Raw genomic sequence first — 23,458 nt, 5'->3', positions numbered from 1 at the left:
CGGGTGCGTCGTGCGCCCCCGTCGCGGCGCGCGGGGCGGGACGACGGGGAGAGCGCCCGCGGTGAGCGGACCCGAACGATGGCGGTGCGGAACGCGGGCGACCAGGGCGTCCGTTCTGTGGACGACAACCCGGTGCGAGCCGTGTTCACCAAGAGTCTCACGAATCGGCCGACTCGCCCAATGTGCCGGGAAAGGATCAGACCCCAGAGGGCAAAAGCACCTTTTCGGGGGTACGGTCGCGCGCGTCGCGCAGCGGGAGGCCCACCAGCAGGGCGAGGGCGATCCAGACGAACGCGTTGCTCCCGAGCACCCCGAGCGGGCTGCGGCCGTCGTCCCACCACAGCCAGACCATGCTGCTGGACAGCAGCAGGTAGCCGGCGGCGGCCAGTCTGTACCGGCCCGCGTCGGCGAGCACCACCAGCGCCGGGAGCAGCCAGACCAGGTGGTGCACCCAGGTGACCGGGCTGACCAGGCACGCGGCCAGGCCGGTCAGCGCGAAGCCGGGGAGCGGGTCGGCGCGCCGGATCCGGTACGCCCAGACGGCGAGCACCGCCAGGACGGCGAGCACCCAGGGCAGCCGGTCGGTGGCGCCGAACCGGGCGAGCGCGCCCTGCACCGACTGGTTCGACACGTACGCGAGGTTCCCGACCCGGGACGTGTCCCACAGGGTCGCGGTCCAGAACTCCCGGGACGCCCCCGGCAGCAGCGCGAACGCGGCCAGGGTCGCACCCGCGCAGGTCGCCACCGCCGTGGCCGCGGCCCGCCAGCGCCCGGTGAGCACCAGGTACCCGACGAACAGGGCCGGGGTGAGCTTGACCGCGGCGGCCAGCCCGATCCCGATCCCCGCGTACCGGGCCCACCGGCCGGACAGCAGCCGCCAGTCGGCGAGCACGAGGACGAGGAGCAGCAGGTTGACCTGGCCGAAGCTGACGGTGTCGCGGGCCGGGCCGTAGAAGGCGAGCAGGCAGCCGGCGAGCGCGAACGCGTACCACCGGCTCCAGCCCCGGCGGCGGGCCACGGGGTCGACCAGCCACCACAGGAGCACGGCCGACGCCGCGACGTTCAGGGCCACGCTGACGGCCACGGTCGCGTGCCAGCCGAGCAGGGCCATCGGCAGCATGCACAGCAGCGCGAACGGGGGATAGGTGAAGCCGTACAGGTCGGTGGGCGGGCGCAGGTACTCGTACGGGTCGCCGCCGGCCAGCCAGTGGTGCACGGTGCCGTGGTAGACGCCGACGTCGAACCAGCCCCGGTGCCCGGGCGCGAGGGCGATGAACACGGCCACGGCCAGGGCCAGTCCCGACACGAGGAGGATCCGGCGGGTCACCACAGCCGGTAGCCGACCGCGTCGAGCCGGGGCCCGACGGCCAGGTCCGTGCCGGTCGCCCACCACCACACGGCCACCAGGGCGACCACGCCGCCCGCGAGCGACACGGCGAGGCGTTGCGGGTCCGGGCCGAACCCGTCGGGCAGCACCGCCAGGGCGAGCAGTCCGCTGGCCGCCGCCGCCCACCGGCGAACGGCGCCCGCCGGGGCCGCCGCCGCGATCGGGACCAGCCCCCAGAGCAGGTACCAGGTCCGCAGCGCCGGCCCGAGCACCGCCGTCGCGGCCAGGCACAGGCCGAGGGCGTGCACGACGCCGAGCTGTTCGCGCCGTAGCCACACGACGACGCCGATCGCGCCGACCGCCCCGAGTCCGATCCACCGCCACGCGGAGACCCCGAGGTGGGTGTCGAGCACGAGTCCGGTGAGCCGGCCGAGCGCGCTGGTCACCGACCAGTTGGTGGCCGAGATGGGCGTGCTCAGGGCCCCGATCCAGCCGTATCCGGTGCCCGCGATCCCGGTGGCCAGCACCGTGGTCGCCAGCCCGGTCGCGCCGGCCGCCCCGATGGCCCGGGGCCAGCGCCACCGGCCCGCGAACTGCCCGGCCCAGATGGCGGCCACCACGAGCAGGCCCAGCGCGGCCGGCGCCTTGACCAGGGCGGCGAGTGTGACCAGCACGGCGCCGAGCAGGGGCCGGCGGTCCAGGGCGAGCACCAGGCCGGCGACGAGCAGGCCGAGCATCACCGCGTCGTTGTGCGCGCCGGCGACGAGGTGCAGCAGGACCAGCGGGTTGAGCAGGCCCAGCCAGACGGCGGGGGACGGGTCGACCCCGCAGGCCCGGGCGAGCCGGGGCAGGCAGGCGGCCAGCAGGACGACGCCGAGGAGGGCGACCGCGCGCATGCCGAGGACGCCGCCGGCGACGTGCCCGTCGGCGAGCCGGGCGACCCGGGTGGCCAGCGCGAGGAACACCGGCCCGTACGGGGTGGGGGTCGTCTGCCAGATCGCCGGGACCTGCGCGGCCAGGTTGCCGCCGAGCGCGGCCGGGCCGTACTGGTACACGTCGATGTGCGCGCCGACCATCTGGCCCTGGGCGAGGTAGCTGTACACGTCCCGGCTGAACAGGGGCGGCCCGAGGACCAGCGGCCCGGCCCACACCGCGAACGTGACCAGCAGGCCCTTGGCGGGCGGCCGGATCGTGCCCAGCCACCACCAGGCCAGGACGAGGAGCGCGAGTCCGAAGTAGGTGCAGGCCAGGCCGAGGGTGGCGTACCCGCGCAGGTCGCCCAGGTCGCGCACCGGGGTGAGCGTGTCGCGCACCGGCAGCGCGCCGGCCGCCAACCCGCCGAGGGCCACCACTGACGAACCGACGAACCCGAGCGCGCGGCAGCGTCGGTGTTCGGCGGCCGGGACCGCGGCGACGACCAGGCTCAACACCCAGGCACCTTGTCAGTGGCGCGTGACGCGGAGACGGGATCGGGTGGACGTCCGGGTGACGTCCAGGTGTCAGGGAAGGTGTTCGATATCTCTTCGTCTGCTCGTCAACCGCGCGACGCCCGGCGCACCCGTGACATTGCCTACGGTGCGGACATGCGAGTCGCGATCATCACAGAGTCGTACTCGCCGGACGTCAACGGCGTGGCCAACTCGGTGGCCCGGGTGGCAGACCATCTGGTCGCCCGGGGCCACAGTCCCTTGGTCATCGCCCCGAGGCCGGCGTCCGCCCTGCTGCCCGCCAAGGACCCGGAGCCCTATCCGGTACTGCGGGTCGGCTCCGTGCCCATGATGGGCTACCCGAGTGTGCGCCTGGGCCTGCCGAGCCGGCGGATCCTGGAGGCGCTCCGGGCGCACCGCCCCGACGTGGTGCACCTGGCCAGCCCGTTCGTGCTGGGCGCGTGGGGGGCCAGGGCGGCGGTCGAGCTGGGGGTGCCGATCGTGGCCGTGTACCAGACGGATGTGCCGGGCTTCGCCCGCGCGTACCGGGTCGGCCTCGCCGAGTCGATGGCCTGGGGCTGGGTCCGCCGGGTGCACGCGCAGGCGGCCCTGACGCTGGCGCCGTCCTCCTCGACGGCCGACGAACTGACCGGGCGGGGCGTGCTCCGCGTGCGACGCTGGGGGCGTGGCGTGGACACCGAACTCTTCCATCCCGGACACCGCGACGAGACCCTGCGCCGCGAACTGGCCCCGCGTGGCGAGATCATCGTCGGGTACGTGGGCCGCCTCGCCCGGGAGAAGCGCGTCGACCTGCTCGCCGGCGCGTCCCGGCTGCCCGGGGTGAAGGTCGTGGTCGTGGGCGACGGGCCGACCCGGGAGTCCGTGCGCCGGGCGATGCCGGACGCGGTGTTCCTCGGCACCCGGCGCGGCGCCGACCTGGCCCGGATCTACGCCAGCCTCGACGTGTCCGTGCACACCGGACCGCACGAGACGTTCTGCCAGACCGTGCAGGAGGCCCTGGCCAGCGGCCTGCCCGTCGTGGCCCCGGCGGCCGGCGGACCCCTCGACCTCGTCGAGCCGGGAGTGACGGGCACCCTGGTCGCGCCGTCCGACGAGGAGGCCGTCACCGCCGCCGTCGCCGACCTGGTGGCCGACCCGGCCCGCCGGCGCGCGTACGGCCTGGCCGCGCGGGAGGCCGTCGCCCGCCGGACCTGGGGCGCGCTGACCGACGAGCTGATCGCGCACTACGCGGCGGTCGGCGCGGCCCGCACGCTGCCCGCCGCGCCCCTCCCGGTGACCGCCGCGTGAGGATCGTCCGGCTCGCCAACTTCGTCACGCCCACCTCCGGCGGCCTGCGCACCGCCCTGTACTCCCTCGGCCAGGGCTACGCCGACGCCGGCCACGAACCGGTCCTGGTGATCCCGGGCGAACGCGCCGCCGACGAGCACACCCCCCAGGGCCGGGTCATCACCCTGCCCGGCGTGCACGTACCCGGCCTCGGCGGCTACCGGGTGATGCTCCGCCGCCGGCCGCTCCTCGACGTCCTGGACCGGCTCGACCCCGACCGGCTCGAGGTGTCCGACCGCACCACCCTGCGCTGGACGGGCGCGTGGGCCCGCGCGCACGGCGTACCGGCCGTGATGGTGTCGCACGAGAGCCTCGACGGGCTGCTCGGCGTCGCCCGGCTGCCCGGGCCGGCCCTGCGCTGGCTGGCCGGCCGCCTGAACCGCTCGACCGCCCGGGACTACGACCGGGTCATCTGCACCACGGACTGGGCGACCCGCGAGTTCGACCGGATCGGTGCGGACAACGTGGCCCGCGTACCCCTCGGCGTCGATCTCGATCTGTTCCGCCCCGACCGCCGGCAAACGCGCGAGCCCGGCGAGGTGCTGCTCGTCTGCTGCGTCCGGCTGTCCCTGGAGAAGCGGCCGCACCGGGCCCTGACCACGCTGCGGGCACTGCGGGCCCGGGGCGTGCCGGCCCGCCTCGTCATCGCCGGAGACGGGCCGCTGCGCGAACGGCTGGAGGCCGAGGCCGCCGGGCTGCCCGTCACGTTCACCGGCTGGGTCGCCGACCGCGACACCCTCGCCGACCTGCTCGCCTCCGCCGACGTCGTGCTCGCCCCCGGGCCGGTGGAGACGTTCGGCCTCGCCGCCCTGGAGGCCCTGGCCTGCGGGTCCCCGGTCGTGGTGAGCGCGTCGAGCGCGCTGCCCGGGGTGGTCGGCGACGCCGGGGTGGCCGTGGCCGGGGACGACATGTCCGCCGGCGTCGTGGAGCTGCTCGCCCGGCCCGAGGGGGAGCGGCGGGCGGCGGCGCGGGCCCGGGCGGAGCTGTTCGGGTGGGACGCGGCCGTGCGCGGGTTCCTCGCGGTGCACACGGAGATCTGACCGGGGTCGCACCCCGACGGCCGGGACGGCGCGCGCACCCCCTGATGTGTCAGGCTGGCCGGCATGCCGACGAACGCCATCGATGCCTGGGCGGACCTGGAACCGGCGTGGCGGGCCTGCTTCGACCTGGCCTGGGAGTCCTTCCGGGCCGGAAGCCTGCCGGTCGGCGCGGTGCTCGTCGACGCGGCCGGCACGGTCGTGCGGACCGGGCGCAACCACTGGAACGAGAACTCCGCCGGCCCGGGACTCGTCGCCGGCAGCCGGATCGCGCACGCCGAGATCAACGCGCTGGCGACCCTGCCGGCCGCCGACTACACCGACCACGTGCTGTACACGACGCTGGAACCCTGCCTGCTGTGTACGGTGGCGCTGCGGTTCTGCCACGTGGGCACCGTGCGGTTCGCGGCCACCGACCCCATGTGGTACGCGATGGACGAGGTCCCCGGGCTCAACCACCACGTCGCCCGGCGCTGGACGGTCCGCGAGGGCCCGCTGCCGGGGCCTGTCGGCACCTGGGCGGCGGTCCTGCACCTGATCGCGGCCGTGGAACGGGACATGCGGCTCGTCCAGGCCTGCCACGAGGAGGCCGCGCCGGACGTGTTGCGGGTGGCCCGCCGGCTGGCGCCCACCGCCGACCGGCTGCGGACACTGTCGGCGCCCGAGGCCCTGGAGGCCGTGTGGGCGGAACTCCGCGACGTCCCGGCGGGGGCACCCGCCCAGCCGGACTCCTCCGAGGACAGTGGCACACCGGCGCCGCACCGGGACCGGCCGAGGCGCTGCCCGTCGCCCTGATGAGCTACGGGCTCACCGGCAGGGAACAGGCGGTGGCGCTGCACGTCGCGCGGGGCCGCACCACCCGCGACATCGCGGCCCGGCTCACCCTCAGCCCGCTGACCGTCCAGGACCACCTCAAAGCCGTCTTCACCAAGACGGGGGTCCGCAGCCGCCGCGAACTCCTCGCCCTCCTGATGGCCGGCGCCCTCGCGACGGCGCCCTAACCCGTGGCCACCCCGACCAGGAGCACCACGGCGCACAGGATGCCGAGGACGTAGGCGAGGATCCATTCGCGCTGCCGGCTGATGATCGCCGTCACGAGCCCCAGCGCCGGCACGAGCACCCCGAACTCGTGAGCCGTCTCGTACCGGTCCGGATGCTCGAACCCGCTGACCAGGGAGCCCTCCAGGTACAGCACGGGCGTGCCGACCAGCCACGCGATCAGCAGCAGCCCGAGCAGCACCGACACCGCCCGCACCGGCTGCCGCTCCACCGGCTCCGGCTCGAACTCGGCGTCGTCCACCTCACCCGTCATCGCCCGGACCTCGTTCCTCCCGCCCTCGTGGCTGGTGAGAGTACGCCCGCGGCGGGGCCGGTACCAGAGGCCGCACAGCCCCTTGCCCACCCCTGACGTGCGACGATCCGCCGCAACCGGCCGAACTCGGTCACCCCGCCGGGTGCGGCGGAAGCCGCCGGTCATTCGACCCGCCGGGCGACGGCGGGGTGGGTTATCGTCGCCGGGTGGCTGACTTCATCGGCGAGGACCTGCGCGGCGCGCGGTTCGAACGGAGCACCCTGGCCGGCGCGACCTTCGAGCGGGTCGACCTGACCGGCGCGCGGCTGCGTTCCGTCGACCTGGCGGACGCCCAGCTCCGGAACGTCGCGGTGCGTGACGTCGTGATGCGCGGCGTCGAGCTGGTCAACGTCGACATCCACGGCGAGATCGTCAACCTGACGATCAACGGCGTCGACGTCGGCCCCCTGATCGACGCCGAGCTGAACCGGCGCGACCCGCTGCGGGCCGCGATGCGACCGACCGACCCGGCCGGTTTCCGGGCGGCGTGGGACATCGTCGAGCGGCTCTGGGACGGTACCGTCGAACGGGCCCGCGCCCTGCCGCCCGAACTCCTGCACGAGTCCGTCGGCGGCGAGTGGTCGTTCACCGAGACCCTGCGGCACCTGGCGTTCGCCACCGACTGCTGGATCGGGCGGGCCGTGCTCGGTGACCCGGCGCCGTGGCATCCGCTGGACCTGCCGTGGGACGAGATGCCCGACACGCCGGGCGTACCGCGCGACCGCGCCGTCCGGCCGCCGCTCGACGTCGTGCTCGACCTGCGGCGGGACCGGATGGGCACCGTGCGCCGGTACATCGGGGGCCTGACCGCCGAGTCGCTCGACGGCCGCACCGTACCGGTGGAGGGTCCCGGGTGGCCGGAGCCGCGCAGCTACCCGGTGCGGGAGTGCCTGCTGGTCGTCCTCAACGAGGAGTGGGAGCACCGGCTCTACGCCGAACGGGACCTGGACGCCCTGGCCCTCCGGCAGCGGTAGCCGCCACCCGTCCGGCGGCGGCACCGGGCCGCTCGGTGGTCGTGGACGCACCGGCGCCGGGCCGGGGCGGTCCTCACCGGCTCAGCGTCGTCTCCTGCTCGACCCGCGACAGCTTCTGCGGATTGCGCACGACGTAGAGCCCGCTGACCAGCCCGTCGTCGATCCGCACCGCCACGACGTCGTCGACCTCCCCGTTGCGCCGGATGATCAGCCCCGGACCACCGTTGACCCAGACCGCCTCGACCGACACCACGCCGTCGAGCCGGGGCAGACCCGCCGCCATCAGACGGGCCACCTTGTCGGCGCCCTGGATGGGCCGCAGCACGGCCTTGACGACGCCGCCACCGTCGCCGAGCAGCACGACGTCCGGCGCGAGCAGGTCGAGCAGGCCCTGCAGGTCACCGGTCTCGATCGCCCGCTGGAACGCCGCGAGCGCGTCCCTGGTCTCGGCCCGGGAGGCGACCCCGCGCGGTCGGCGCGCGGCGACGTGCGCCCGGGCCCGGTGCGCGATCTGGCGGACCGCCGCCGGGGACTTGTCGACGGCCCCGGCGATCTCGTCGTAGTCCAGGTCGAACACCTCGCGGAGGACGAACACCGCGCGCTCCGTCGGCGTGAGCGTCTCCAGGACCAGCAGCATCGCCATCGACATGCTCTCGGCCAGCTCGACGTCCTCGGCGACGTCGGGCGCGGTCAGCAGGGGTTCGGGCAGCCACGTGCCGACGTAGGACTCCTTGCGCCGGCCCACCGTGCGCAGCCGGGTGAGCGCCTGGCGGGTGGTGATCCGGACCAGGTACGCCCGCGGTTCGCGCACCTCGTCGAGGTCGACGCCCACCCACCGCAGCCACGTCTCCTGCAGGACGTCCTCGGCGTCGGCGGCCGAGCCGAGCATCTCGTAGGCGACCGTGAACAGCAGATTGCGGTGGGCGATGAACGCCTCGGTGGCGGTGTCCATCTGCTCGCTCATCGCTGGCTCCCGTCTGTTCGATCATGACTCTGTCACGCACGAGACGCCGGCCGCCACCGCCCTGTGACACCGGCGGCCGGTGTCGTGCGTCACGTGGCCGCGCTGTCACAGGCGCGGCCCCGCCGGCATCTTGTGTTCGTTCGGTACGCGACACCACGAGTGAGGACGAAGTCATGGAAGCCCGGTTCAACCTGTTCGACAGCCCGACCGCCACGAAGGTCGCCCAGCGGCTCCACAACGCCGGCATGCTCATCGGACTGTCGACGCTGCCGAAGGCCACCCAGGAACTGGTGAACCTGCGGGCCAGCCAGATCAACGGCTGCGCGTTCTGCGTCGACATGCACACCAAGGAGGCCGACGCCGCCGGCGAGACCCCGCAACGCCTCCACATGGTGGCGGTGTGGCGCGAGGCCACCGTGTTCACCCCGGCCGAGCGGGCCGCGCTGGCCCTGACCGAGGAGGGCACCCGGCTCGCCGACGCCCACGACGGCGTGTCCGACGCGACCTGGGCCGAGGCGCGCGAACACTACGACGACGAGCAGCTCGGCGCGCTGATCTGCCTGATCGCCTTCATCAACGCGGCCAACCGGTTCAACGTGATCGTGCGCAACCCGGGCGGCTCCTACCAGCCCGGCATGCTCGCCGCCGCGCTGAACTGACGGCGCCCCGGCCCGGCCCGCGGTCCACCGACCGGGGCCGGGCCCCGCCGTGTCCGCCGCGCCTGCGGCTCCGCGCCGCCGGTACCCCTCAGATCAAGATCTTGAGAGGGTTACGAGTGGCCACCGGCCCGGTCCCGGACGACCACTGCCCAGCCCAGGTCACCCGCGAAGATGTCACCGGCCCCGCCTGACCCCGACCGCCCTACTCGAACGGTGTCGGATCTCCCGCGCCCACCCGGAGGATCTCCGGCTCGTCCCCGGACAGGTCCACGACGGTCGTCGGCTCGACCCCGCAGTCCCCGGAGTCGATCACCGCGTCGATCTGGTGGTCGAGCCGCTCCTTGATGTCCCAGCCGTTCGTCATCGGCTCGTCGTCGCCCGGCAGCAGCAGCGTGCTCGACAGCAGGGGCTCGCCGAGCTCGGCGAGCAGCGCCTGGACGACCTTGTGGTCGGGGATCCGGACGCCGACGGTCTGCTTCTTCGGGTGCAGCAGCCGGCGGGGCACCTCGCGGGTCGCGGGCAGGATGAACGTGTAGCTGCCCGGGGTCGCGGCCTTGATCAGGCGGAACACCGCGTTGCTGATCTTCACGAACTGGCCGAGCTGCGCGAAGTCGCTGCACACCAGGGTGAAGTGGTGCCGGTCGTCGAGCTTGCGGATCTCGCGGATCCGGTCCAGCCCGGCCTTGTTCCCCATCTGGCAGCCGAAGGCGAAGCAGGAGTCGGTCGGGTAGGCGACCAGCCCACCGCCCCGGATCAGGTCCACGACCTGACTGATCGAGCGCGCCTGCGGGTTGTCGGGGTGCACGTCCAGGTACCTAGCCACGGGGTGAGCCTAGTCCCTCGCCCCGGGGGCGTGGTCGGAACGCGCCGTCACCGGGTCCGGTACACGGTGGCCAGTGGGGTGCGGCACACGACGGGGCCGGCCATCAGCGCGCCCGTGCCGGGGCCGTACTGGTCCTGGTGGATGTAGTAGTCCACCTCGGCCGGTGCGCCGTTCGGGACCCAGATCACCTGGCCGGGCCAGCCGGGGCGGCGGAGCCGGGTCAGCTCGGTGAGCCGGGGGGCGCCTTCCTGGCGGTTGTAGCCGACCACGGGCCCGCCGGGCATGCCGAGTACGCAGGCCTCCAGCTGGGCGGTGTTGGCGACGTTGCGGTAGACGTACCGGGCGCCGATGCCGGTGAGGAGGAGGGCCGCGAGGGCGGCGGCGAGCAGGGCGGCGCGGCGCGGGGCCCGGGTCGGCGTCACCGACAGGACGACGGCCGCCATGAGCAGGTAGACGAACGGGCCGGCGTAGTGCTCGTCGGTCTTCCAGGGCAGCAGGTTCGCCAGGTACAGCGCGCCGCCGCCGAGCACCGCCCACGCGACGTTCTCCGCGTCCCGGCCAGCCGGACGCGGGCGCGCGCCCGCCCCGGACCCGGGTGCGGCGATCTCCGGCGACGCGGACCCGGCGGTGACCACCGGGGAGCCCGTCCCGGCGGTGACCGCGGGGGAGTCCGTCCCGCCGGTGGCGCACCGGACAACCGATCCGCCGGCGTCACGGGACCGGCTGGTCACCCGGAGCTCCGACCCGGACGCGGCCCGCTGGCCGAACGGCCAGGACGTGGTCCGCCGCCCGAGAGGCGCGGACGCGGTCCGTTGGCGGAGCGGCCAGCCGGCGGACCGCAGCGCCTCCCCGCGCCGGAAGCCGTACCGCAGGCCGAACGCCAGCACGCCCAGTGCGACCACCAGCACCGGCGGCCCCACCTGCCGGGCGGCGTCCAGCGCGGAGCCGAACAGCTTCCCGGCCCCGAATTCCAGGGAACTCGTGTAGTCCCCGGCCCGGCTGTAGGAGTAGGCGGTCACGATCGTGCCCGCCCCGGCGACCAGTGCGACCGCCCCGTGCAGCCGGTCGCTGACCCGGCGCTCCCCGGGCCGGACGAGGAGCAGCAGCCCGTAGCAGACCAGCAGCCACGAGAACGGGGACTTGAACCACGCGGCCGCCAGCCAGAACACGATCCGGGGCCAGGGTCGACGGTAGGGCAGCAGCCCCAGCGCGACGAGGGCCACGCCGGGCCCCTCCTGCAGCGACGGGTACGCCAGGTTGCGCAGCAGGCTCGGGTTCCCGGTCAGCAGCAGCGCGGCCCAGGCGGCGAGCCACCGGCTGCCGGTCCGGTGCCAGACCAGCCACGCCGGCACGGCGACGGCCACGGCGAGCATCAGCATCCGTACCGTGAAGGCGATCTTGACCGGGAGCAGGTAGAACGTGCCCATGTACAGCCAGAACATCGGCCGGAACAGGCCCCAGCTGGAGTCGGTGAACCGGTACAGCTCGGCGGTCTGCCGCACCCCGATCGTCCGGACGTGCCCGAGGGCCTGACCATCGTCGATCAGCGACCACTCCCAGGGCAGGAGCAGCCACCCGACGACGAGGAGGACGGCAGCCAGGATCAGCAGGCGCAGAGGGGTACGCACGGTGACCCAGCCTACGGACCGTTCCTGGGACCGCCGAGCCGAGCCGAACCTCTCACTCTGAGGAGTTCAGCCATGACGCATCGTCACCGAGGGCCCGTCTCCGGGCCCGCCGCCGGACGAACCCCAGGACCACCAGCGCCCCCACCCCGGCCAGCAGGACCGCCCCCACCACCGACAGCACCCCGAACCTGGGCGGGTCGGCCGGACGGACCAGCCCGCCCGCGATCACGTCGGCGGACACGTCGAGCGTCTCGATGCCGTCCGCGGCGGTGAGCAGGGTGCGGGACCGGCCGGAGGCGGACAGGGCGACGACCCGCACGGTACGCACCGCGTCGTAGGTGGACGGGGCACCGCGCCCGTTGGGCTCGTACCCGGCCTCGGCGACGTAGGCCACGAGCACCGGGTCGCCGTCCGGTCCCCAGCCCAGCAGCCGCGCGGCGGACAGCCCCGGCCCGGTCGTCCACCGCACCCCCGGGACCGACGCGCCGGTGGCCGGGTCGCGGCCGGTGAGGAGCCAGCTGCCGTCCGGCTGGCGGCGCTGGGTGAGCAGGGCGGAGCCGTCCGGCAGCCAGGCGCCCCGGCCGGCGAGGAACGTGTCCGCGGCGATCGGGAACCGGGACTGCTCCTTCAGGTCCGGGCCGACGACGATCAGCTGGTCGTCGGCCCGGTAGACGAACCGCCGCCCGTCCGGGTCGAACGCGAAGTCGAACGTCAGGGGATTGGAGTCGGGGGTGAGTGCGCCGACCGCGCGGTACGTGTCGGTGGCCACGTCCACCAGGCCCAGCTCGTCGTGCAGATCGTGGTAGGCCGAGACGGCCAGGGTGCGGCCGTCCGGCGACCAGGCGATCGGCGTCGCGGGCCCGGGGCCGCCCCAGTCGCCGAGGGATCTGGACCCGCCGGTGACCAGGTCGAGGATGATCAGCGAGATCCGGCGCCGGTCGATGCCGCCCGCGACGGCGAGCTTGGTGCCGTCCGGGGACAGGGCCACCGACCCGCCCGCGCTCGCCTCGTACGGGACCGGCCACACCCGGGTCACGTCGTCGTGCGCGCCGACCACGGCGAGGTCGCCTTCCTCGTTGAACTGTCGAGGCAGGTCGAAGCCCACGAACGGCTCGCCGCCGAAGATCACCGACGCCGCCCCGGGCGGGTTCCCGGCCAGCTTGGTGTGGAACGCGGGCGGCACCTCCAGCCGGTCCGGCAGGGACGGCACGCCGGGGCGGGGCGCGGCCGGCTCGCTGACCACCCGCACCGCGCCCGGCAGCCCGGTGACCAGCAGCACGGCGAGCACGGCCAGCCCCGCCACGGCCGCCGCCGCCCGGGCCCGGCCGCGTCGGCGCGAGGTGCGCAGCGCGCGCTCGTACACCGGATAGGTCTCCGCCTGTTGGGCCGTCTCGCGCAGCGAACGGCGCAGTTGCTCGGTCATGACGGCACCTCCGTGTGCTCGGCGAACGCCCCGGGCAGGTGCGCGCGCAGTCGGGCCAGCGCGTCGTGGCCGTGCCGCTTGACCGTGCCGACCGTGCAGCCGAGCACCCGGGCGGTCTCGGCCTCGGTCAGGTCGTCGTAGAACCGGAGCACCACCACGGCCCGCTGCCGGGCGGTGAGCACGGCGAGCGCCCCGGTCATCGTGAGCCGCAGGGCGGCCTGCTCGGCCAGGTCCCCGGGGGCGGCGTGGCCCGGGTCCGGCTCGCCCAGCAGGCGCTCGGGTGGACGTCTGCGTCTCCACCAGGAGATGTGTTCGCGGTGCATGGCCCGGCGGACGTAGCCGGCCGGGTTGTCGTGCCGGATCCGCCGCCAGTGCCGGTGGCAGTTGGCGAGCGCGGACTGCAACAGGTCCTCGGCGAGGTGGTGGTCGCCGGTGAGCAGGTAGGCGGTCCGGGACAGCGCCGGGGCACAGGAGGTCACGAACTCGCGGAAGCCCTCGTCGCGCACGCGTCCGCCTTCTTTCGTGGGTGGTCTCTCCCCAGGTAAACGCGAGCAGGGCGTCGGATGGTTGAGATCAGACCACGGTGCGCTGCCGGCGCAGGGGCACCACGAGCGGGGTACCCGTCTCCGGGTCCTCGATCACCCGGCACGGCAGGCCGAACACCTCCGCGACCAGCTCCGGGGTGATCACGTCGCGCGGGTCGCCCTGGGCCGCGATCGTCCCGCCCCGGCGCATCGCGACCAGGTGCGTGGCGTACCGGGCGGCCTGGTTGAGCTCGTGCAGCACCGCGACCAGGGTGTGTCCCTCACGTTCGTGCAGGTCGGCGCACAGGTCGAGCACCTCGTGCTGGTGCGCGATGTCCAGGAACGTGGTCGGCTCGTCCAGCAGCAGGATGCCGGTGCGCTGGGCGAGGACCATGGCCAGCCACACCCGCTGCCGCTGCCCGCCGGACAGCTCGTCGACGTAGCGGTCGGCCAGCTCGGCCGTGTGCGTGCGGTACAGGGCCTCGGCGACGGCCGCCTCGTCCTCGCGGGACCACTGGCGCAGCAGCCGCTGGTGCGGGTAGCGGCCCCGGGCCACCAGGTCGGCCACCGTGATCCCGTCGGGGGCGGTGGACGACTGGGGCAGCAGACCGAGCCTACGGGCCACTTCTTTCGACGGGTACGAGGAGATCAGCGCCCCGTCCAGGTACACCCCGCCGGTCTTCGGTTTGAGCATCCGCGCCAGGGCCCGCAGCAGCGTGGACTTGCCGCACGCGTTGGGCCCGACGATCACGGTGAACGACCCGTCCGGGATCTCCACGCCGAGCCCGGTGGCGACGGTGCGCTGCTCGTAGGCGAGCGTCAGGTTCTGCGCGTACAGCCGGGTCATCGGGTCGCCTTCCGCCAGGAGTGGGCCAGGAGCCAGGCCAGGTAGCAGCCGCCGACCGCGCCGGTGGCGATGCCGACCGGCAGGGTGGGCGCGAGCCGCTGGGTGGCCAGGTCGCACCCCGCCAGCAGCAGCGCGCCCGTCAGGCCCGCCGCGAACAGCGCCGTGCCCGTCGACCGGGTCAGCCGGCGGGCGATCTGCGGGGCCGCGAGCGCGACGAACCCGATCGGGCCGGCCGCCGCCGTGGCCACGGCCGCCAGGGCCACCCCGACCGCGACGAGCGCCAGCCGGGTCCGCCGCACCGGTACGCCGAGCGCGTGCGCCGCGTCGTCGCCCATCTCCAGGAGGGCCAGCCGCCGCCCCTGGTACAGCGCCACGGGCAGCAGCACCGCCACCGCGGCGGCCAGGGGCACGACCTCGTCCCACTGCCGCCCGTTGAGGCTGCCGATCAGCCAGGACTGGGCGGCGAGCGCGTCCTGCCAGGAGGCCCGGGTGATCAGGTACGCGTTGACGGACAGCAGCATCGCGCTCACCCCGATCCCCATCAGGATCAGCCGGGTGCCCTGCATGCCGCCCCGGACCGCGAGCAGGTACACCACCACGGCGGTGGCCAGCCCGCCGAGCACGGCCCCGACCGCCACCGCCGACGGGTCGCCGCCGAGCAGCAGGATCACCACCAGCGCGCCGGTCGCCGAGCCGGTCGTGAAGCCCACGATGTCGGGGCTGCCGAGCGGGTTGCGGGTCAGGCTCTGGAACAGCGCGCCGCTCACCCCGAGCGCGGCGCCCACCAGCAGGCCCGCGAGGACCCGGGGCAGCCGCAGCGTGCCGACGACGAGGTCCGTGACCGTGTCGCCCCGCCCGACGAGCACGGAGACGACCTCCGGCACGGTCAGCGGGTAGTCCCCGGTGGTCAGCGCCAGCACGGCGACCGCGACGGTGACCGACCCGAGGACCAGGCACACGGCCGCCGCCCGGGGCGCGTACCGCACGGACAGCCGGTCGCCCGGCGTACGCAGCGCCTTCACAGCCGGGCCAGCTTCCGCCGCCGGCACAGGGCCAGGAACACCGGCCCGCCGATCAGGGCGGTCACGATGCCCACCTGCAACTCGCCGGGCGCGATCACCACCCGGCCGACGATGTCCGCGCCGAGCAGCAGGACGGGGGCCAGGACCATCGAGTACGCGAGCACCCAGCGCTGGTCGGCGCCCACGATCATCCGGGCGACGTGCGGCACCGTGAGGCCGACGAACCCGATCGGGCCGGCGGTGGCCGTGGCCGCCCCGCACAGCAGGGTGACGGACACCGCGCCGAGGACCCGGGTCCGGCCGACCTTCGCGCCCAGCGCCCGGCCCGCGTCGTCGCCGAGGCTGAGCGCGTTGAGGGACCGGGCCAGGCCGAGCGCCAGCACCGTGCCGAAGAAGAGGAACGGGCCGACCGTGTACACCAGGTCCATCTTGCGGCCGGTCAGCGAGCCGACGTCCCAGAACCGGAACTTGTTGAACGCGGCCGGAAAGAGCAGCAGGACCGCCATGTTGAACGCGCCCAGCGCGGCGGTGACGGCCGCCCCGGCGAGGACCAGGCGTTCGGGGGTGGCCCCGGACCGGCCGGCCGAGCCGAGCCCGTACACCAGCACGGTCGCCAGCGCGGCGCCGGCGAACGCGAACCAGACGTAGCCGGCGACGGAGGTGATCTGCAGGAACGCGATCGCGACCACCACGGCCGTCGCCGAGCCCATGTTGACGCCGAGCAGGCCGGGATCGGCGAGCGGGTTGCGGGTCAGGGCCTGCATCAGGGCTCCGGACAGGCCGAGCGCCGCCCCGACGGCGACGGCGAGCACGGTGCGGGGGACGCGCACGCCGTGCACGATGGCCGCCTCGGTGGAGTCGTCGGGGTCCCAGAGCAGGTCCCAGGTGGTACCGACGGCCAGGTGCCGGGAGCCGACCCAGAGGCTGAGCAGGCACAACGTACCCAGGAAGCAGACCGCGACCAGCAGACCGACCGCACGGAGGGCAGGTGCGAGGGGGGCAGTCACGCCATTAGGTTAGCCTAAGCTTTTCCAAAAAGGGGGTGGGGCGTGAGCGCAGGCCAACTCTTACGGCGCTCGATCAGAGGCCAGGCGCGGCACATCGCCCTCGGTGCGGTGCTCGCCGCCGCGCACCAGGCCGGCGAGGTCATGGTCCCGGTCCTGATCGGCGTCGTCATCGACCGCGCGGTGGCCACCGGGAACAGCTGGCAGCTCTGGGCGTGGCTCGCCGTCCTGGGCGTGGTGTTCGCCGCGCTGTCCACCAGCTTCCGGCTCAGCGCCCGGTCCGCCGAACGCGCCAACGAACAGGCCGCCCACGTCCTGCGGGTGTCCGTCACCGAACGCGTCCTGCACCCCCGGGGCGGTGCCGACACCGGCCGGCTGTCCGGCGCGCTGGTCACCCTCGCCACGAGCGACGCGCAGCGGGTCGGCGCCGTCAACGGGGCCCTGGTCTGGGGCATCGCGGCGCTGCTCGGCATCACCACGGGCGCGGTGGCGCTGCTCCGGGTCTCCGTACCCCTCGGACTGCTCGTCCTGCTCGGCACCCCGCCGCTGCTGTTCCTCGCCCACCTGATCGGCCGCCCCCTGGAACGGCGCAGCGACGTCGAACAGGACCGCGCCGCGCACGCCTCCGGGATCGCCGCCGACCTCGTCGCCGGCCTGCGGGTACTCAAGGGGATCGGGGCCGAGGCGGTGGCCGTGTCCCGGTACCGGGCGACGAGCCGCGACTCCCTCGCGGCCACCCTGCGCGCCGCCCGCGCCCAGGCCTGGAACAACGGGGCCATCGTCACCCTGACCGGCGTGTTCATCGCCGCCGTCGCGCTCGTCGGCGGCCGGCTCGCCGCCGAGGGCGACATCAGCATCGGCGGGCTCGTCGCCGCCGTCGGCCTCGCGCTGTTCCTGCTCACCCCGTTCGAGACGTTCGCGTGGGTCAACGGGGAGTTCGCCCAGGGCCGGGCCTCGGCCGCCCGGATCGCGACCGTCCTGGCCGCCCCGCACACCGCCGCCGACGGCACCGACACGCCGCGCACCCCGGTGCGGGGCGGGGTCCGGTTCCGGTCCGTCCAGCACGCCGCGCTCCGCGACCTGCACCTCGACGTCGCGCCCGGTGAGTTCCTCGGCGTGGTCGCCGCCGACCCGCTCGCCGCCAGCGCGCTGCTGGACTGCCTGGGCCGCGACGTCGACCCGTACTCCGGCACCGTCGAACTCGACGGCCGCGCGCTGTCCGAACTCGACCCGGCCGGAGTGCGGACCGCGATCCTGGTCGCCGCGCACGACGCCGACCTGTTCGAGGGCAGCGTCCTGGACAACGTGCGGGGCGCCGGCTCCGTCGACGCCGCGCTGGGCGCCTCCCTCGCCGACGAGGTCGCCGGGGCCCTGCCGCAGGGCCTGGACACCGTCGTCACCGAACGCGGCCGGTCGCTGTCCGGCGGGCAGCGCCAACGGGTCGCCCTCGCCCGGGCGCTCGCCGCCGACCCGCCCGTCCTGGTGGTGCACGACCCGACCACCGCCGTCGACACCGTCACCGAGGCCCGGATCGCCGCCGGGGTCCGGGAACTGCGCCGGGGCCGGACCACCATCCTCGTCACGACCAGCCCCGCCCTGCTCGCGGTCACCGACCGGGTCGTCGTCCTGCACGACGGGACCGTCACGGCCGAGGGCACCCACCCCGACCTGGTCCGCGACCACCCCGGCTACCGCGCGACGGTCCTCGCGTGACGGCCACACCGCTGGAGGAGCACCCCATGACCGAGGCGTCCCCGGACCGCGTCCTGCTCCCCACCGCCGACGGCCCCCGGACCCGGGCGGCCGTCGCCGAACTGCTCCGGCCGTTCCGAGGCCTCGCCCTCGGCGCGCTGGCCGTCATGGTCACCGGCACCGCCGTCGGCCTGCTCACCGCGCCCCTGCTCGGCCGGATCGTCGACCTCGTCGTCGACCACCGGCCGGCCGGCGCGATCACGGTCCCCGTGCTGCTGCTCGTCGTCGCCGCCCTCGGCCGGGGCGTGGCCACCGGCATCGGCGGCTCGCTCGTCGCCCGGCTCGGGGAGAGCATGCTCGCCGCCCTCCGCGAACGGTTCGTCGCCCGGGCCCTGCACCTGCCGCTCGACCAGGTCGAACGGGCCGGCTCCGGCGACCTCAGCGCCCGGGTCACCACCGACGTGTCCGTCATCGCCCGCGCCGTGCGCCAGGCGCTGCCCGAGTTCGCCAGCGCCCTGCTCACCATCGTCCTGACCCTCGTCGGGCTCGCCGTACTCGACTGGCGGTTCCTGCTCGTCGTCCTCCTCGCCGTGCCGGTCCAGCTGCACACCGTCCGCTGGTACAGCCGGCGGGCCATCCCGCTGTACGCCCAGCAGCGGGTCGCCGCCGGCACCCTCCAACAGCAGCTCCTCGACACGGTGGGCGGCGCGCGCACCGTGCGGGCGTTCCGGCTCGCCGACGAGCACGTGGACCGGGTCCGCGGCCGCTCCCAGACCACGGTGGACCTCACCCTGCGCGGCATCCGGCTCCTGACCCGGTTCTACGCCCGGCTGAACCTGGCCGAGTACATCGGCCTCGCCGGGGTGCTGATCGCCGGCTTCGTGCTGGTCGGCAACGACACGGTCACCCTGGGGACGGCCACCGCCGCCGCCCTGTACTTCCACAGCCTCTTCAACCCGATCAACTCCGCCCTCGCCCTCGTCGACGACGCGCAGTCGGCCACCGCGAGCCTGTCGCGGCTGGTCGGCGTCGCGGACCTGCCCGTCGCCGCCGAGCCCGCCCGCCCCGGCACGGCCGCCGACTCCTCGGTGAAGGTCGTCGGACTCCGGCACGGCTACCTGCCCGGCCATCCCGTCCTGCACGGCGTCGACCTCACCCTCGCCCCCGGCGAACGGGTCGCGCTCGTCGGGGCCAGCGGGGCCGGCAAGACCACCCTCGCCAAGCTCGTCGCGGGCGTGCACCGGCCCGACGGCGGCGAGATCCTGCTCGGCGGCAGCAGCCTCGACGCCCTCGGCCCGGAGGCGACCCGCCGGACCGTGGCGCTGATCAGCCAGGAGGTGCACGTCTTCGCCGGCCCGCTCGCCGAGGACCTGCGCCTCGCCCGGCCCGGGGCCGCCGAGTCCGACCTGCGCGACGCCTTGGAGAAGGTCGGCGCACTGACCTGGGTGGACGCGCTGCCCGAGGGCCTGGACACCCTCGTCGGGGACGAGGGGCACCGGCTCACCGTCACGCAGGCCCAGCAGGTCGCCCTGGCCCGGCTGGTCCTCGCCGACCCGCCGATCGCGATCCTGGACGAGGCGACCGCCGACGCGGGCAGCGCCGGCTCCCGGGTCCTGGAGGCGGCGGCGAACCGGGCACTGGAGGGCCGGACCGCGCTCGTCGTCGCCCACCGGCTCACCCAGGCGGCGGCCGCCGATCGGGTCGTGGTGATGGCGGCCGGCACGGTGGTGGAGACGGGGACACACGCGGAACTGGTCGCGGCCGGTGGTCGGTACGCGTCGCTGTGGGAGGCGTGGTCGGACACCCGGCAGGGCGCCTGAGGCCGACGCCGCGCGGGCCCGACGCCGAGCTGGTCGCGCTGGCCGCAGGTGTGGGGCCGGTCCTGTGCGCCGGGCCGACGGTTGATCCGGGCCGGCCGCCGCGTTCGTCGTGGCCCGCCCGGATCCGAGCCCGGTCCGGTCCCGCTCAGACCTGGCCGAAGAACCAGTTCCCGGCGGCGTCCTCGTCCGCGCCCGTGTAGTACACCCGGGTGGCCGCGACCAGCTCGTCGACGGACAGCGTGCCGCTGCCGTCGGCGTCCAGCCGCGCGAAGCTCGGCGCGACCTGCTCGGCCGGCGTGCCGAACGCGGCCTGCAGGGTGTGGAACTCGGCGAGGCCGACCACCCCGTCCCCGTCGGTGTCGGCGAGCCGCATCACGGCCTCGGCGGCCGGCCGCAGCCCCGCGTCGAAGCCCGCGCGGTCGTGGATGAACGCGTTGGCCATCCCGGTCCGCCACTCCGCCGGGGAGATCCGCCGGTCGCCGTCGAGGTCGGTCGCCGACAGCAGCGTCTGCCAGAAGGTCTCCAGTCCGTTGAGGACCTGCTGGCCCTTCGGGCTGGTCGGGGCCTCGCCGAAGCCGGCGAACAACCGGCTGCCGAGGGCGAGGACGTCGGCGTGCTCGACGACGCCGTTGCCGTCGACGTCGAGGTGCCCGAAGGCCTTGTCGAGTTTCGTGTCCTGAAAGGTCGAAGTCATCCCCCTACAATAAGGCGTATGTCCAATATTGTCCTGCTAACCGGGGCCACCGGTTTCCTCGGCGGCTACCTGTGCGCCGAGCTGCTCGCCCGCACCGACGCCGAGGTGCACTGCCTGGTCCGGGGCCGCACGGACGAGGGCGCCCGCCGCCGGCTCGCCGCCTACCTGGCCCACCGGGGCGTCACGGACCTCGACCGGGTCGTCACCGTCCGCGCCGACCTCCGCGCCCCCCGGCTCGGCCTGGACGGCCCCGCCTACGACCGGCTGGCCTCCTCGGCGTCGGCGGTCTACCACTGCGGCGCGACGGTCAACCTCTCCGCCGACTACGAACGGCTCGCGCCCTGCAACGTGGAGGGCACCCGGGCCATTGTCGAGCTGACCGCCCGGGCCGGGGTCACCCTGCACCACGTGTCCTCGGCCGGCGTGTTCATCGACGCCCCGAACGTCGGGCACCCCGAGGTCGACGAGGACACCGTGCTCGTCCCCGGGATGGCCGGCGCGGTCGGCTACACCCGCACCAAGTACGACGGGGAGGAGCTCGTGCGGGCCAGCGGGGTGCCGTACGTGATCTACCGGCCCGCGTTCATCACCGGCGACCAGGTGACCGGCGAGTCCTCCGCCTCCGACCTGATCACCCGGACGATCCGGGCCGCCGCCGTCCTCGGGATCGCCCCGGACTGCGGCACCGCCATGCCCACCGCCCCGGTCGACTACGTGGCCCGCGCGATCGTGGCCCTGTCCACGCGGCCGGACACCGTCGGACGGTCGTACCACCTCAACGAGCCCGAGCACCTGTCCATGGACAGCATCTTCGCCCGGCTCCGCGCGCACGGCTACGCCCCGGCGTCCCAGCCCGTGCCCCACTGGCACGCGACCCTGCGGGACCGGGTGGCCGAGACCGCGGCGTTCACGATGCTCGCGCTGTGGGGGATGGGCGCGTACGTGCTGCGGGCGACGCCCCGGGACCAGGTTCCCGTCGTGCGCTCGGCGCGGACCCGGGCGACGCTGGCCCGCCTCGGGGTGACCTGCCCGGTCGCCGACACGGCCTACCTGGACCGGATCGTGGGCTACCTGGCGGGCGCGGGGCTGCTCGCGCGGTGACGCTCCCGCCCGGCCCCAGGGGCGGCACCGTGCCGCGCGCCCGACCGGCACCAGCACCATGTCAGCCGGGCACGACGGCCGGCAGCAGCACCGGCACCATGTCAGCCGGGCACGACGGCCGGCAGCAGCACCGGCACCATGTCAGCCGGGCACGACGGCCGGCAGCAGCACCGGCACCATGTCAGCCGGGCACGACGGCCGGCAGCAGCACCGGCACCAGCACCCTGCTGGCAGGGCGCCACAGCCGGCACCGCGCCCGCACACACCGCCGCCGCGCCCCGGCCGGAACCGGGACGCGGCGGCGGAACTCGACTACCCCACCTCCACCGGCAGGTGGTGCACCCCGTAGATCGCCATGTCCGTCCGCATCGGCACCTCCCCGGCCGGCACCGCCAGGCGCAGATCCGGGAAACGCTCCACCAGTCGGCGGAACACGACGGCCATCTCGTTGCGGGCGAGCTGCTGGCCGAGACACTGGTGCACCCCGTACCCGAAGGCGATGTGCCGGACGGACTCGCGGTGGAAGTCCAGGAACTCCGGCCCGTCGAACTGGGCGGGGTCCCGGTTGGCCGCCGACAGGTGCAGCAGCACCGGGTCCCCGGCCGAGATCTGCCGCCCGCCGAGCACCAGGTCCTCGGTCGCCGTGCGGGGGAGCCCGAAGTGCACGATCGTCAGGTACCGCAGCAGTTCCTCGACCGCCTGCTCGACGAGTTCCGGACGCGCGCGCAGCTCCGCCCACCGCTCCGGCTCGTTGAGCAGCGTGTACGTGCCCAGACCGATCATGTTCGCCGTCGTCTCGTGCCCGGCGATCAGCAGCAGCAGGCCGGTGCCGGCCGCCTCCTGGTCGGTGAGGGTCTCCTCGTTCTGGAGCAGCTCGCTGAGCAGCCCCTCGTCGGGGTTCTCCCGCTTGGCCCGCACGAGCCCCGTCATGTACTCCCGGAGCCCGTCGCCCGCCGCCGCGACCTGCTCACCGGTGGAGTCGATCCGCAACAGGGTCGCGGTCAGCCCCTGGAACGTCTCCCGGTCCCCGTACGGCACGCCGAGGAGTTCGCAGATGACCAGCGACGGCACGGGCAGCGCGAGGGCGGTGACCAGGTCGACCGGCCCGGGGGCGGCGGCCATCGCGTCGAGGTGCTCGGCGACGATCTCCTCGATCCTGGGCGTCAGGGCCCGCATCCGGCGGACGGTGAACAGGCCGGTGAGCATCCGGCGCAGCCGGGTGTGGTCCGGCGGGTCCGTGTTGAGCAGGTTGGGCCGGTTGGCCTGTTCCCACTGCTCGTCGGTCAGTTCGAGTTTGCGGATCGGGTTGAGGGCGAGCCGGTCCCGGGCGCTGAGGCGCGGGTCGATCAGACCGGCCCGGACCTCGTCGAAGCCGGTGACGAGCCAGCCGCGCCTCCCGTTGGGGAAGTCCAGCCGGCTGACGGGACCCTCGTCGGTGTGCAGGGCGAGGAGTTCCGGCGGCGGGTCGAGCGGGGCGGTCCGGGTGGTGGGCAGCAGGTTCACGGTGTCGGTCATCGCGGCTCCTCCTTCGGTCATTCCTCCACGAGCTCGATGGCTCCGGAGGGGCATGTCAGCACCGCCTCGCGGAGGGCGGCCCGGAACTGCTCGGGGGGCCGCTCCACCAGCAGCACGACGGTGCCGTCCACCTCGTCCTGGTCGAAGATCTCGGGCAGCCGCAGCGCGCACTGTCCGGATCCGCAGCATGAGTCCGGTGAGACCGTGATCCGCATCGTCGGCTCCTTCGGGACGGTTCAACATCACTTCGATGTATATCCCGGCAATGACGCCGTCGTC

Annotated in this window: 23 protein-coding genes; 9 read left to right on the top strand and 14 right to left on the bottom strand. The window is 74.7% G+C overall.

Going from position 1 to position 23,458, the window contains the following annotated elements; genetic code table 11:
- Positions 1-196: 196 nt before the first annotated feature.
- Together PT931_RS18755 and mptB are read right to left on the bottom strand one after the other, a co-directional pair.
- Positions 197-1,330 (bottom strand): glycosyltransferase family 87 protein, encoded by a 1,134-nt coding sequence (locus PT931_RS18755; protein ID WP_456247020.1) that lies wholly within the window; start codon positions 1,328-1,330, stop codon positions 197-199.
- A complete protein-coding gene (gene mptB, locus PT931_RS18750) occupies positions 1,324-2,757 on the bottom strand; it encodes a polyprenol phosphomannose-dependent alpha 1,6 mannosyltransferase MptB (protein WP_456247019.1) in 1,434 nt (477 codons plus the stop codon). The genes PT931_RS18755 and mptB overlap by 7 nt, the downstream gene beginning before the upstream one ends.
- A gap of 153 nt (positions 2,758-2,910) precedes the next feature.
- On the opposite strand from mptB, the gene PT931_RS18745 reads away from it, so the two are divergent.
- From PT931_RS18745 to PT931_RS18730, 4 genes are all read left to right on the top strand, one after another.
- A complete protein-coding gene (locus PT931_RS18745; protein ID WP_456247018.1) occupies positions 2,911-4,062 on the top strand; it encodes a glycosyltransferase family 4 protein in 1,152 nt (383 codons plus the stop codon).
- A complete protein-coding gene (locus PT931_RS18740; RefSeq protein WP_456247017.1) occupies positions 4,059-5,141 on the top strand; it encodes a glycosyltransferase in 1,083 nt (360 codons plus the stop codon). Before PT931_RS18745 ends, PT931_RS18740 begins: the two co-directional genes overlap by 4 nt.
- 63 nt (positions 5,142-5,204) lie before the next feature.
- Positions 5,205-5,933, top strand: a complete 729-nt coding sequence (locus PT931_RS18735; protein ID WP_456247016.1) for a nucleoside deaminase — start codon at positions 5,205-5,207, stop codon at positions 5,931-5,933.
- Positions 5,933-6,139, top strand: coding sequence for a response regulator transcription factor (locus tag PT931_RS18730; RefSeq protein ID WP_456247015.1), 207 nt, complete (start codon positions 5,933-5,935; stop codon positions 6,137-6,139). Before PT931_RS18735 ends, PT931_RS18730 begins: the two co-directional genes overlap by 1 nt.
- Here the strand turns inward: PT931_RS18730 and PT931_RS18725 are convergent.
- Positions 6,136-6,450: a hypothetical protein gene (locus PT931_RS18725; RefSeq protein ID WP_456247014.1), complete on the bottom strand. Its 315-nt coding sequence runs from the start codon at positions 6,448-6,450 to the stop codon at positions 6,136-6,138. The two genes, PT931_RS18730 and PT931_RS18725, sit on opposite strands and share 4 nt — an antisense overlap.
- Positions 6,451-6,656: 206 nt before the next feature.
- Between PT931_RS18725 and PT931_RS18720 the strand changes: the two genes are divergently transcribed.
- On the top strand, positions 6,657-7,463 hold the full coding sequence (locus PT931_RS18720) for a DinB family protein (protein ID WP_456247013.1): 807 nt from the start codon (positions 6,657-6,659) through the stop codon (positions 7,461-7,463).
- Between the two features lie 73 nt (positions 7,464-7,536).
- Here PT931_RS18720 and PT931_RS18715 read toward each other — a convergent pair whose 3' ends face one another.
- Positions 7,537-8,427, bottom strand: a complete 891-nt coding sequence (locus PT931_RS18715; protein WP_456247012.1) for an RNA polymerase sigma-70 factor — start codon at positions 8,425-8,427, stop codon at positions 7,537-7,539.
- A gap of 173 nt (positions 8,428-8,600) precedes the next feature.
- On the opposite strand from PT931_RS18715, the gene PT931_RS18710 reads away from it, so the two are divergent.
- Positions 8,601-9,086, top strand: a complete 486-nt coding sequence (locus PT931_RS18710; RefSeq protein ID WP_456247011.1) for a carboxymuconolactone decarboxylase family protein — start codon at positions 8,601-8,603, stop codon at positions 9,084-9,086.
- A gap of 202 nt (positions 9,087-9,288) precedes the next feature.
- Here PT931_RS18710 and PT931_RS18705 read toward each other — a convergent pair whose 3' ends face one another.
- The 7 genes from PT931_RS18705 to PT931_RS18675 all read right to left on the bottom strand — a co-directional run bounded on the left by PT931_RS18705 (position 9,289) and on the right by PT931_RS18675 (position 16,360).
- The gene (locus PT931_RS18705) at positions 9,289-9,909 is read right to left on the bottom strand and encodes an L-threonylcarbamoyladenylate synthase (protein ID WP_456247010.1); all 621 of its coding nucleotides are present in this window, start codon (positions 9,907-9,909) and stop codon (positions 9,289-9,291) included.
- Positions 9,910-9,956: 47 nt separating this feature from the next.
- Positions 9,957-11,537, bottom strand: a complete 1,581-nt coding sequence (locus PT931_RS18700) for a hypothetical protein (RefSeq protein WP_456247009.1) — start codon at positions 11,535-11,537, stop codon at positions 9,957-9,959.
- A 52-nt stretch (positions 11,538-11,589) separates the two neighbouring features.
- Complete coding sequence (locus PT931_RS18695; RefSeq protein ID WP_456247008.1) at positions 11,590-12,960, bottom strand: hypothetical protein; 1,371 nt, start codon at positions 12,958-12,960, stop codon at positions 11,590-11,592.
- Positions 12,957-13,466, bottom strand: a complete 510-nt coding sequence (locus tag PT931_RS18690) for a SigE family RNA polymerase sigma factor (RefSeq protein ID WP_456247007.1) — start codon at positions 13,464-13,466, stop codon at positions 12,957-12,959. Before PT931_RS18690 ends, PT931_RS18695 begins: the two co-directional genes overlap by 4 nt.
- 67 nt (positions 13,467-13,533) lie before the next feature.
- Positions 13,534-14,331: an ABC transporter ATP-binding protein gene (locus tag PT931_RS18685; RefSeq protein WP_456247006.1), complete on the bottom strand. Its 798-nt coding sequence runs from the start codon at positions 14,329-14,331 to the stop codon at positions 13,534-13,536.
- A complete protein-coding gene (locus PT931_RS18680) occupies positions 14,328-15,353 on the bottom strand; it encodes a FecCD family ABC transporter permease (RefSeq protein WP_456247005.1) in 1,026 nt (341 codons plus the stop codon). The genes PT931_RS18685 and PT931_RS18680 overlap by 4 nt, the downstream gene beginning before the upstream one ends.
- Positions 15,350-16,360, bottom strand: coding sequence for a FecCD family ABC transporter permease (locus PT931_RS18675; RefSeq protein ID WP_456247004.1), 1,011 nt, complete (start codon positions 16,358-16,360; stop codon positions 15,350-15,352). The genes PT931_RS18680 and PT931_RS18675 overlap by 4 nt, the downstream gene beginning before the upstream one ends.
- A gap of 42 nt (positions 16,361-16,402) precedes the next feature.
- On the opposite strand from PT931_RS18675, the gene PT931_RS18670 reads away from it, so the two are divergent.
- Together PT931_RS18670 and PT931_RS18665 are read left to right on the top strand one after the other, a co-directional pair.
- Positions 16,403-18,070, top strand: a complete 1,668-nt coding sequence (locus tag PT931_RS18670) for an ABC transporter ATP-binding protein (protein ID WP_456247003.1) — start codon at positions 16,403-16,405, stop codon at positions 18,068-18,070.
- A 26-nt stretch (positions 18,071-18,096) separates the two neighbouring features.
- Complete coding sequence (locus tag PT931_RS18665; protein ID WP_456247117.1) at positions 18,097-19,869, top strand: ABC transporter ATP-binding protein; 1,773 nt, start codon at positions 18,097-18,099, stop codon at positions 19,867-19,869.
- A gap of 145 nt (positions 19,870-20,014) precedes the next feature.
- Here PT931_RS18665 and PT931_RS18660 read toward each other — a convergent pair whose 3' ends face one another.
- Entirely contained in the window at positions 20,015-20,563 is a 549-nt protein-coding gene (locus PT931_RS18660) for an EF-hand domain-containing protein (RefSeq protein ID WP_456247002.1), read from the bottom strand.
- Positions 20,564-20,581: 18 nt separating this feature from the next.
- On the opposite strand from PT931_RS18660, the gene PT931_RS18655 reads away from it, so the two are divergent.
- Complete coding sequence (locus PT931_RS18655; protein ID WP_456247001.1) at positions 20,582-21,664, top strand: thioester reductase domain-containing protein; 1,083 nt, start codon at positions 20,582-20,584, stop codon at positions 21,662-21,664.
- A 312-nt stretch (positions 21,665-21,976) separates the two neighbouring features.
- On the opposite strand, the gene PT931_RS18650 is transcribed toward PT931_RS18655, so the two are convergent.
- Positions 21,977-23,179 (bottom strand): cytochrome P450, encoded by a 1,203-nt coding sequence (locus tag PT931_RS18650; RefSeq protein ID WP_456247000.1) that lies wholly within the window; start codon positions 23,177-23,179, stop codon positions 21,977-21,979.
- 17 nt (positions 23,180-23,196) lie between these two features.
- Entirely contained in the window at positions 23,197-23,394 is a 198-nt protein-coding gene (locus tag PT931_RS18645) for a ferredoxin (RefSeq protein WP_456246999.1), read from the bottom strand.
- Between the last annotated feature and the right edge of the window lie 64 nt (positions 23,395-23,458).

Source organism: Longispora urticae (assembly GCF_053902585.1).
The sequence above is the reverse complement of the archived record's forward strand: the minus strand, read 5'-3'. Positions and strand labels throughout refer to the sequence as shown.

What these genes read in the sequence shown, in the direction of transcription:
- PT931_RS18745 (WP_456247018.1), top strand. Translation starts at nt 2,911, where the DNA reads ATGCGAGTCGCGATCATCACAGAGTCGTACTCGCCGGACGTCAACGGC.
- PT931_RS18735 (WP_456247016.1), top strand. Translation starts at nt 5,205, where the DNA reads ATGCCGACGAACGCCATCGATGCCTGGGCGGACCTGGAACCGGCGTGG.
- PT931_RS18730 (WP_456247015.1), top strand. Translation starts at nt 5,933, where the DNA reads ATGAGCTACGGGCTCACCGGCAGGGAACAGGCGGTGGCGCTGCACGTC.
- PT931_RS18725 (WP_456247014.1), bottom strand. Translation starts at nt 6,450, where the DNA reads ATGACGGGTGAGGTGGACGACGCCGAGTTCGAGCCGGAGCCGGTGGAG.
- PT931_RS18715 (WP_456247012.1), bottom strand. Translation starts at nt 8,427, where the DNA reads ATGAGCGAGCAGATGGACACCGCCACCGAGGCGTTCATCGCCCACCGC.
- PT931_RS18710 (WP_456247011.1), top strand. Translation starts at nt 8,601, where the DNA reads ATGGAAGCCCGGTTCAACCTGTTCGACAGCCCGACCGCCACGAAGGTC.
- PT931_RS18695 (WP_456247008.1), bottom strand. Translation starts at nt 12,960, where the DNA reads ATGACCGAGCAACTGCGCCGTTCGCTGCGCGAGACGGCCCAACAGGCG.
- PT931_RS18685 (WP_456247006.1), bottom strand. Translation starts at nt 14,331, where the DNA reads ATGACCCGGCTGTACGCGCAGAACCTGACGCTCGCCTACGAGCAGCGC.
- PT931_RS18665 (WP_456247117.1), top strand. Translation starts at nt 18,097, where the DNA reads ATGACCGAGGCGTCCCCGGACCGCGTCCTGCTCCCCACCGCCGACGGC.
- PT931_RS18660 (WP_456247002.1), bottom strand. Translation starts at nt 20,563, where the DNA reads ATGACTTCGACCTTTCAGGACACGAAACTCGACAAGGCCTTCGGGCAC.
- PT931_RS18655 (WP_456247001.1), top strand. Translation starts at nt 20,582, where the DNA reads ATGTCCAATATTGTCCTGCTAACCGGGGCCACCGGTTTCCTCGGCGGC.
- PT931_RS18650 (WP_456247000.1), bottom strand. Translation starts at nt 23,179, where the DNA reads ATGACCGACACCGTGAACCTGCTGCCCACCACCCGGACCGCCCCGCTC.
- PT931_RS18645 (WP_456246999.1), bottom strand. Translation starts at nt 23,394, where the DNA reads ATGCGGATCACGGTCTCACCGGACTCATGCTGCGGATCCGGACAGTGC.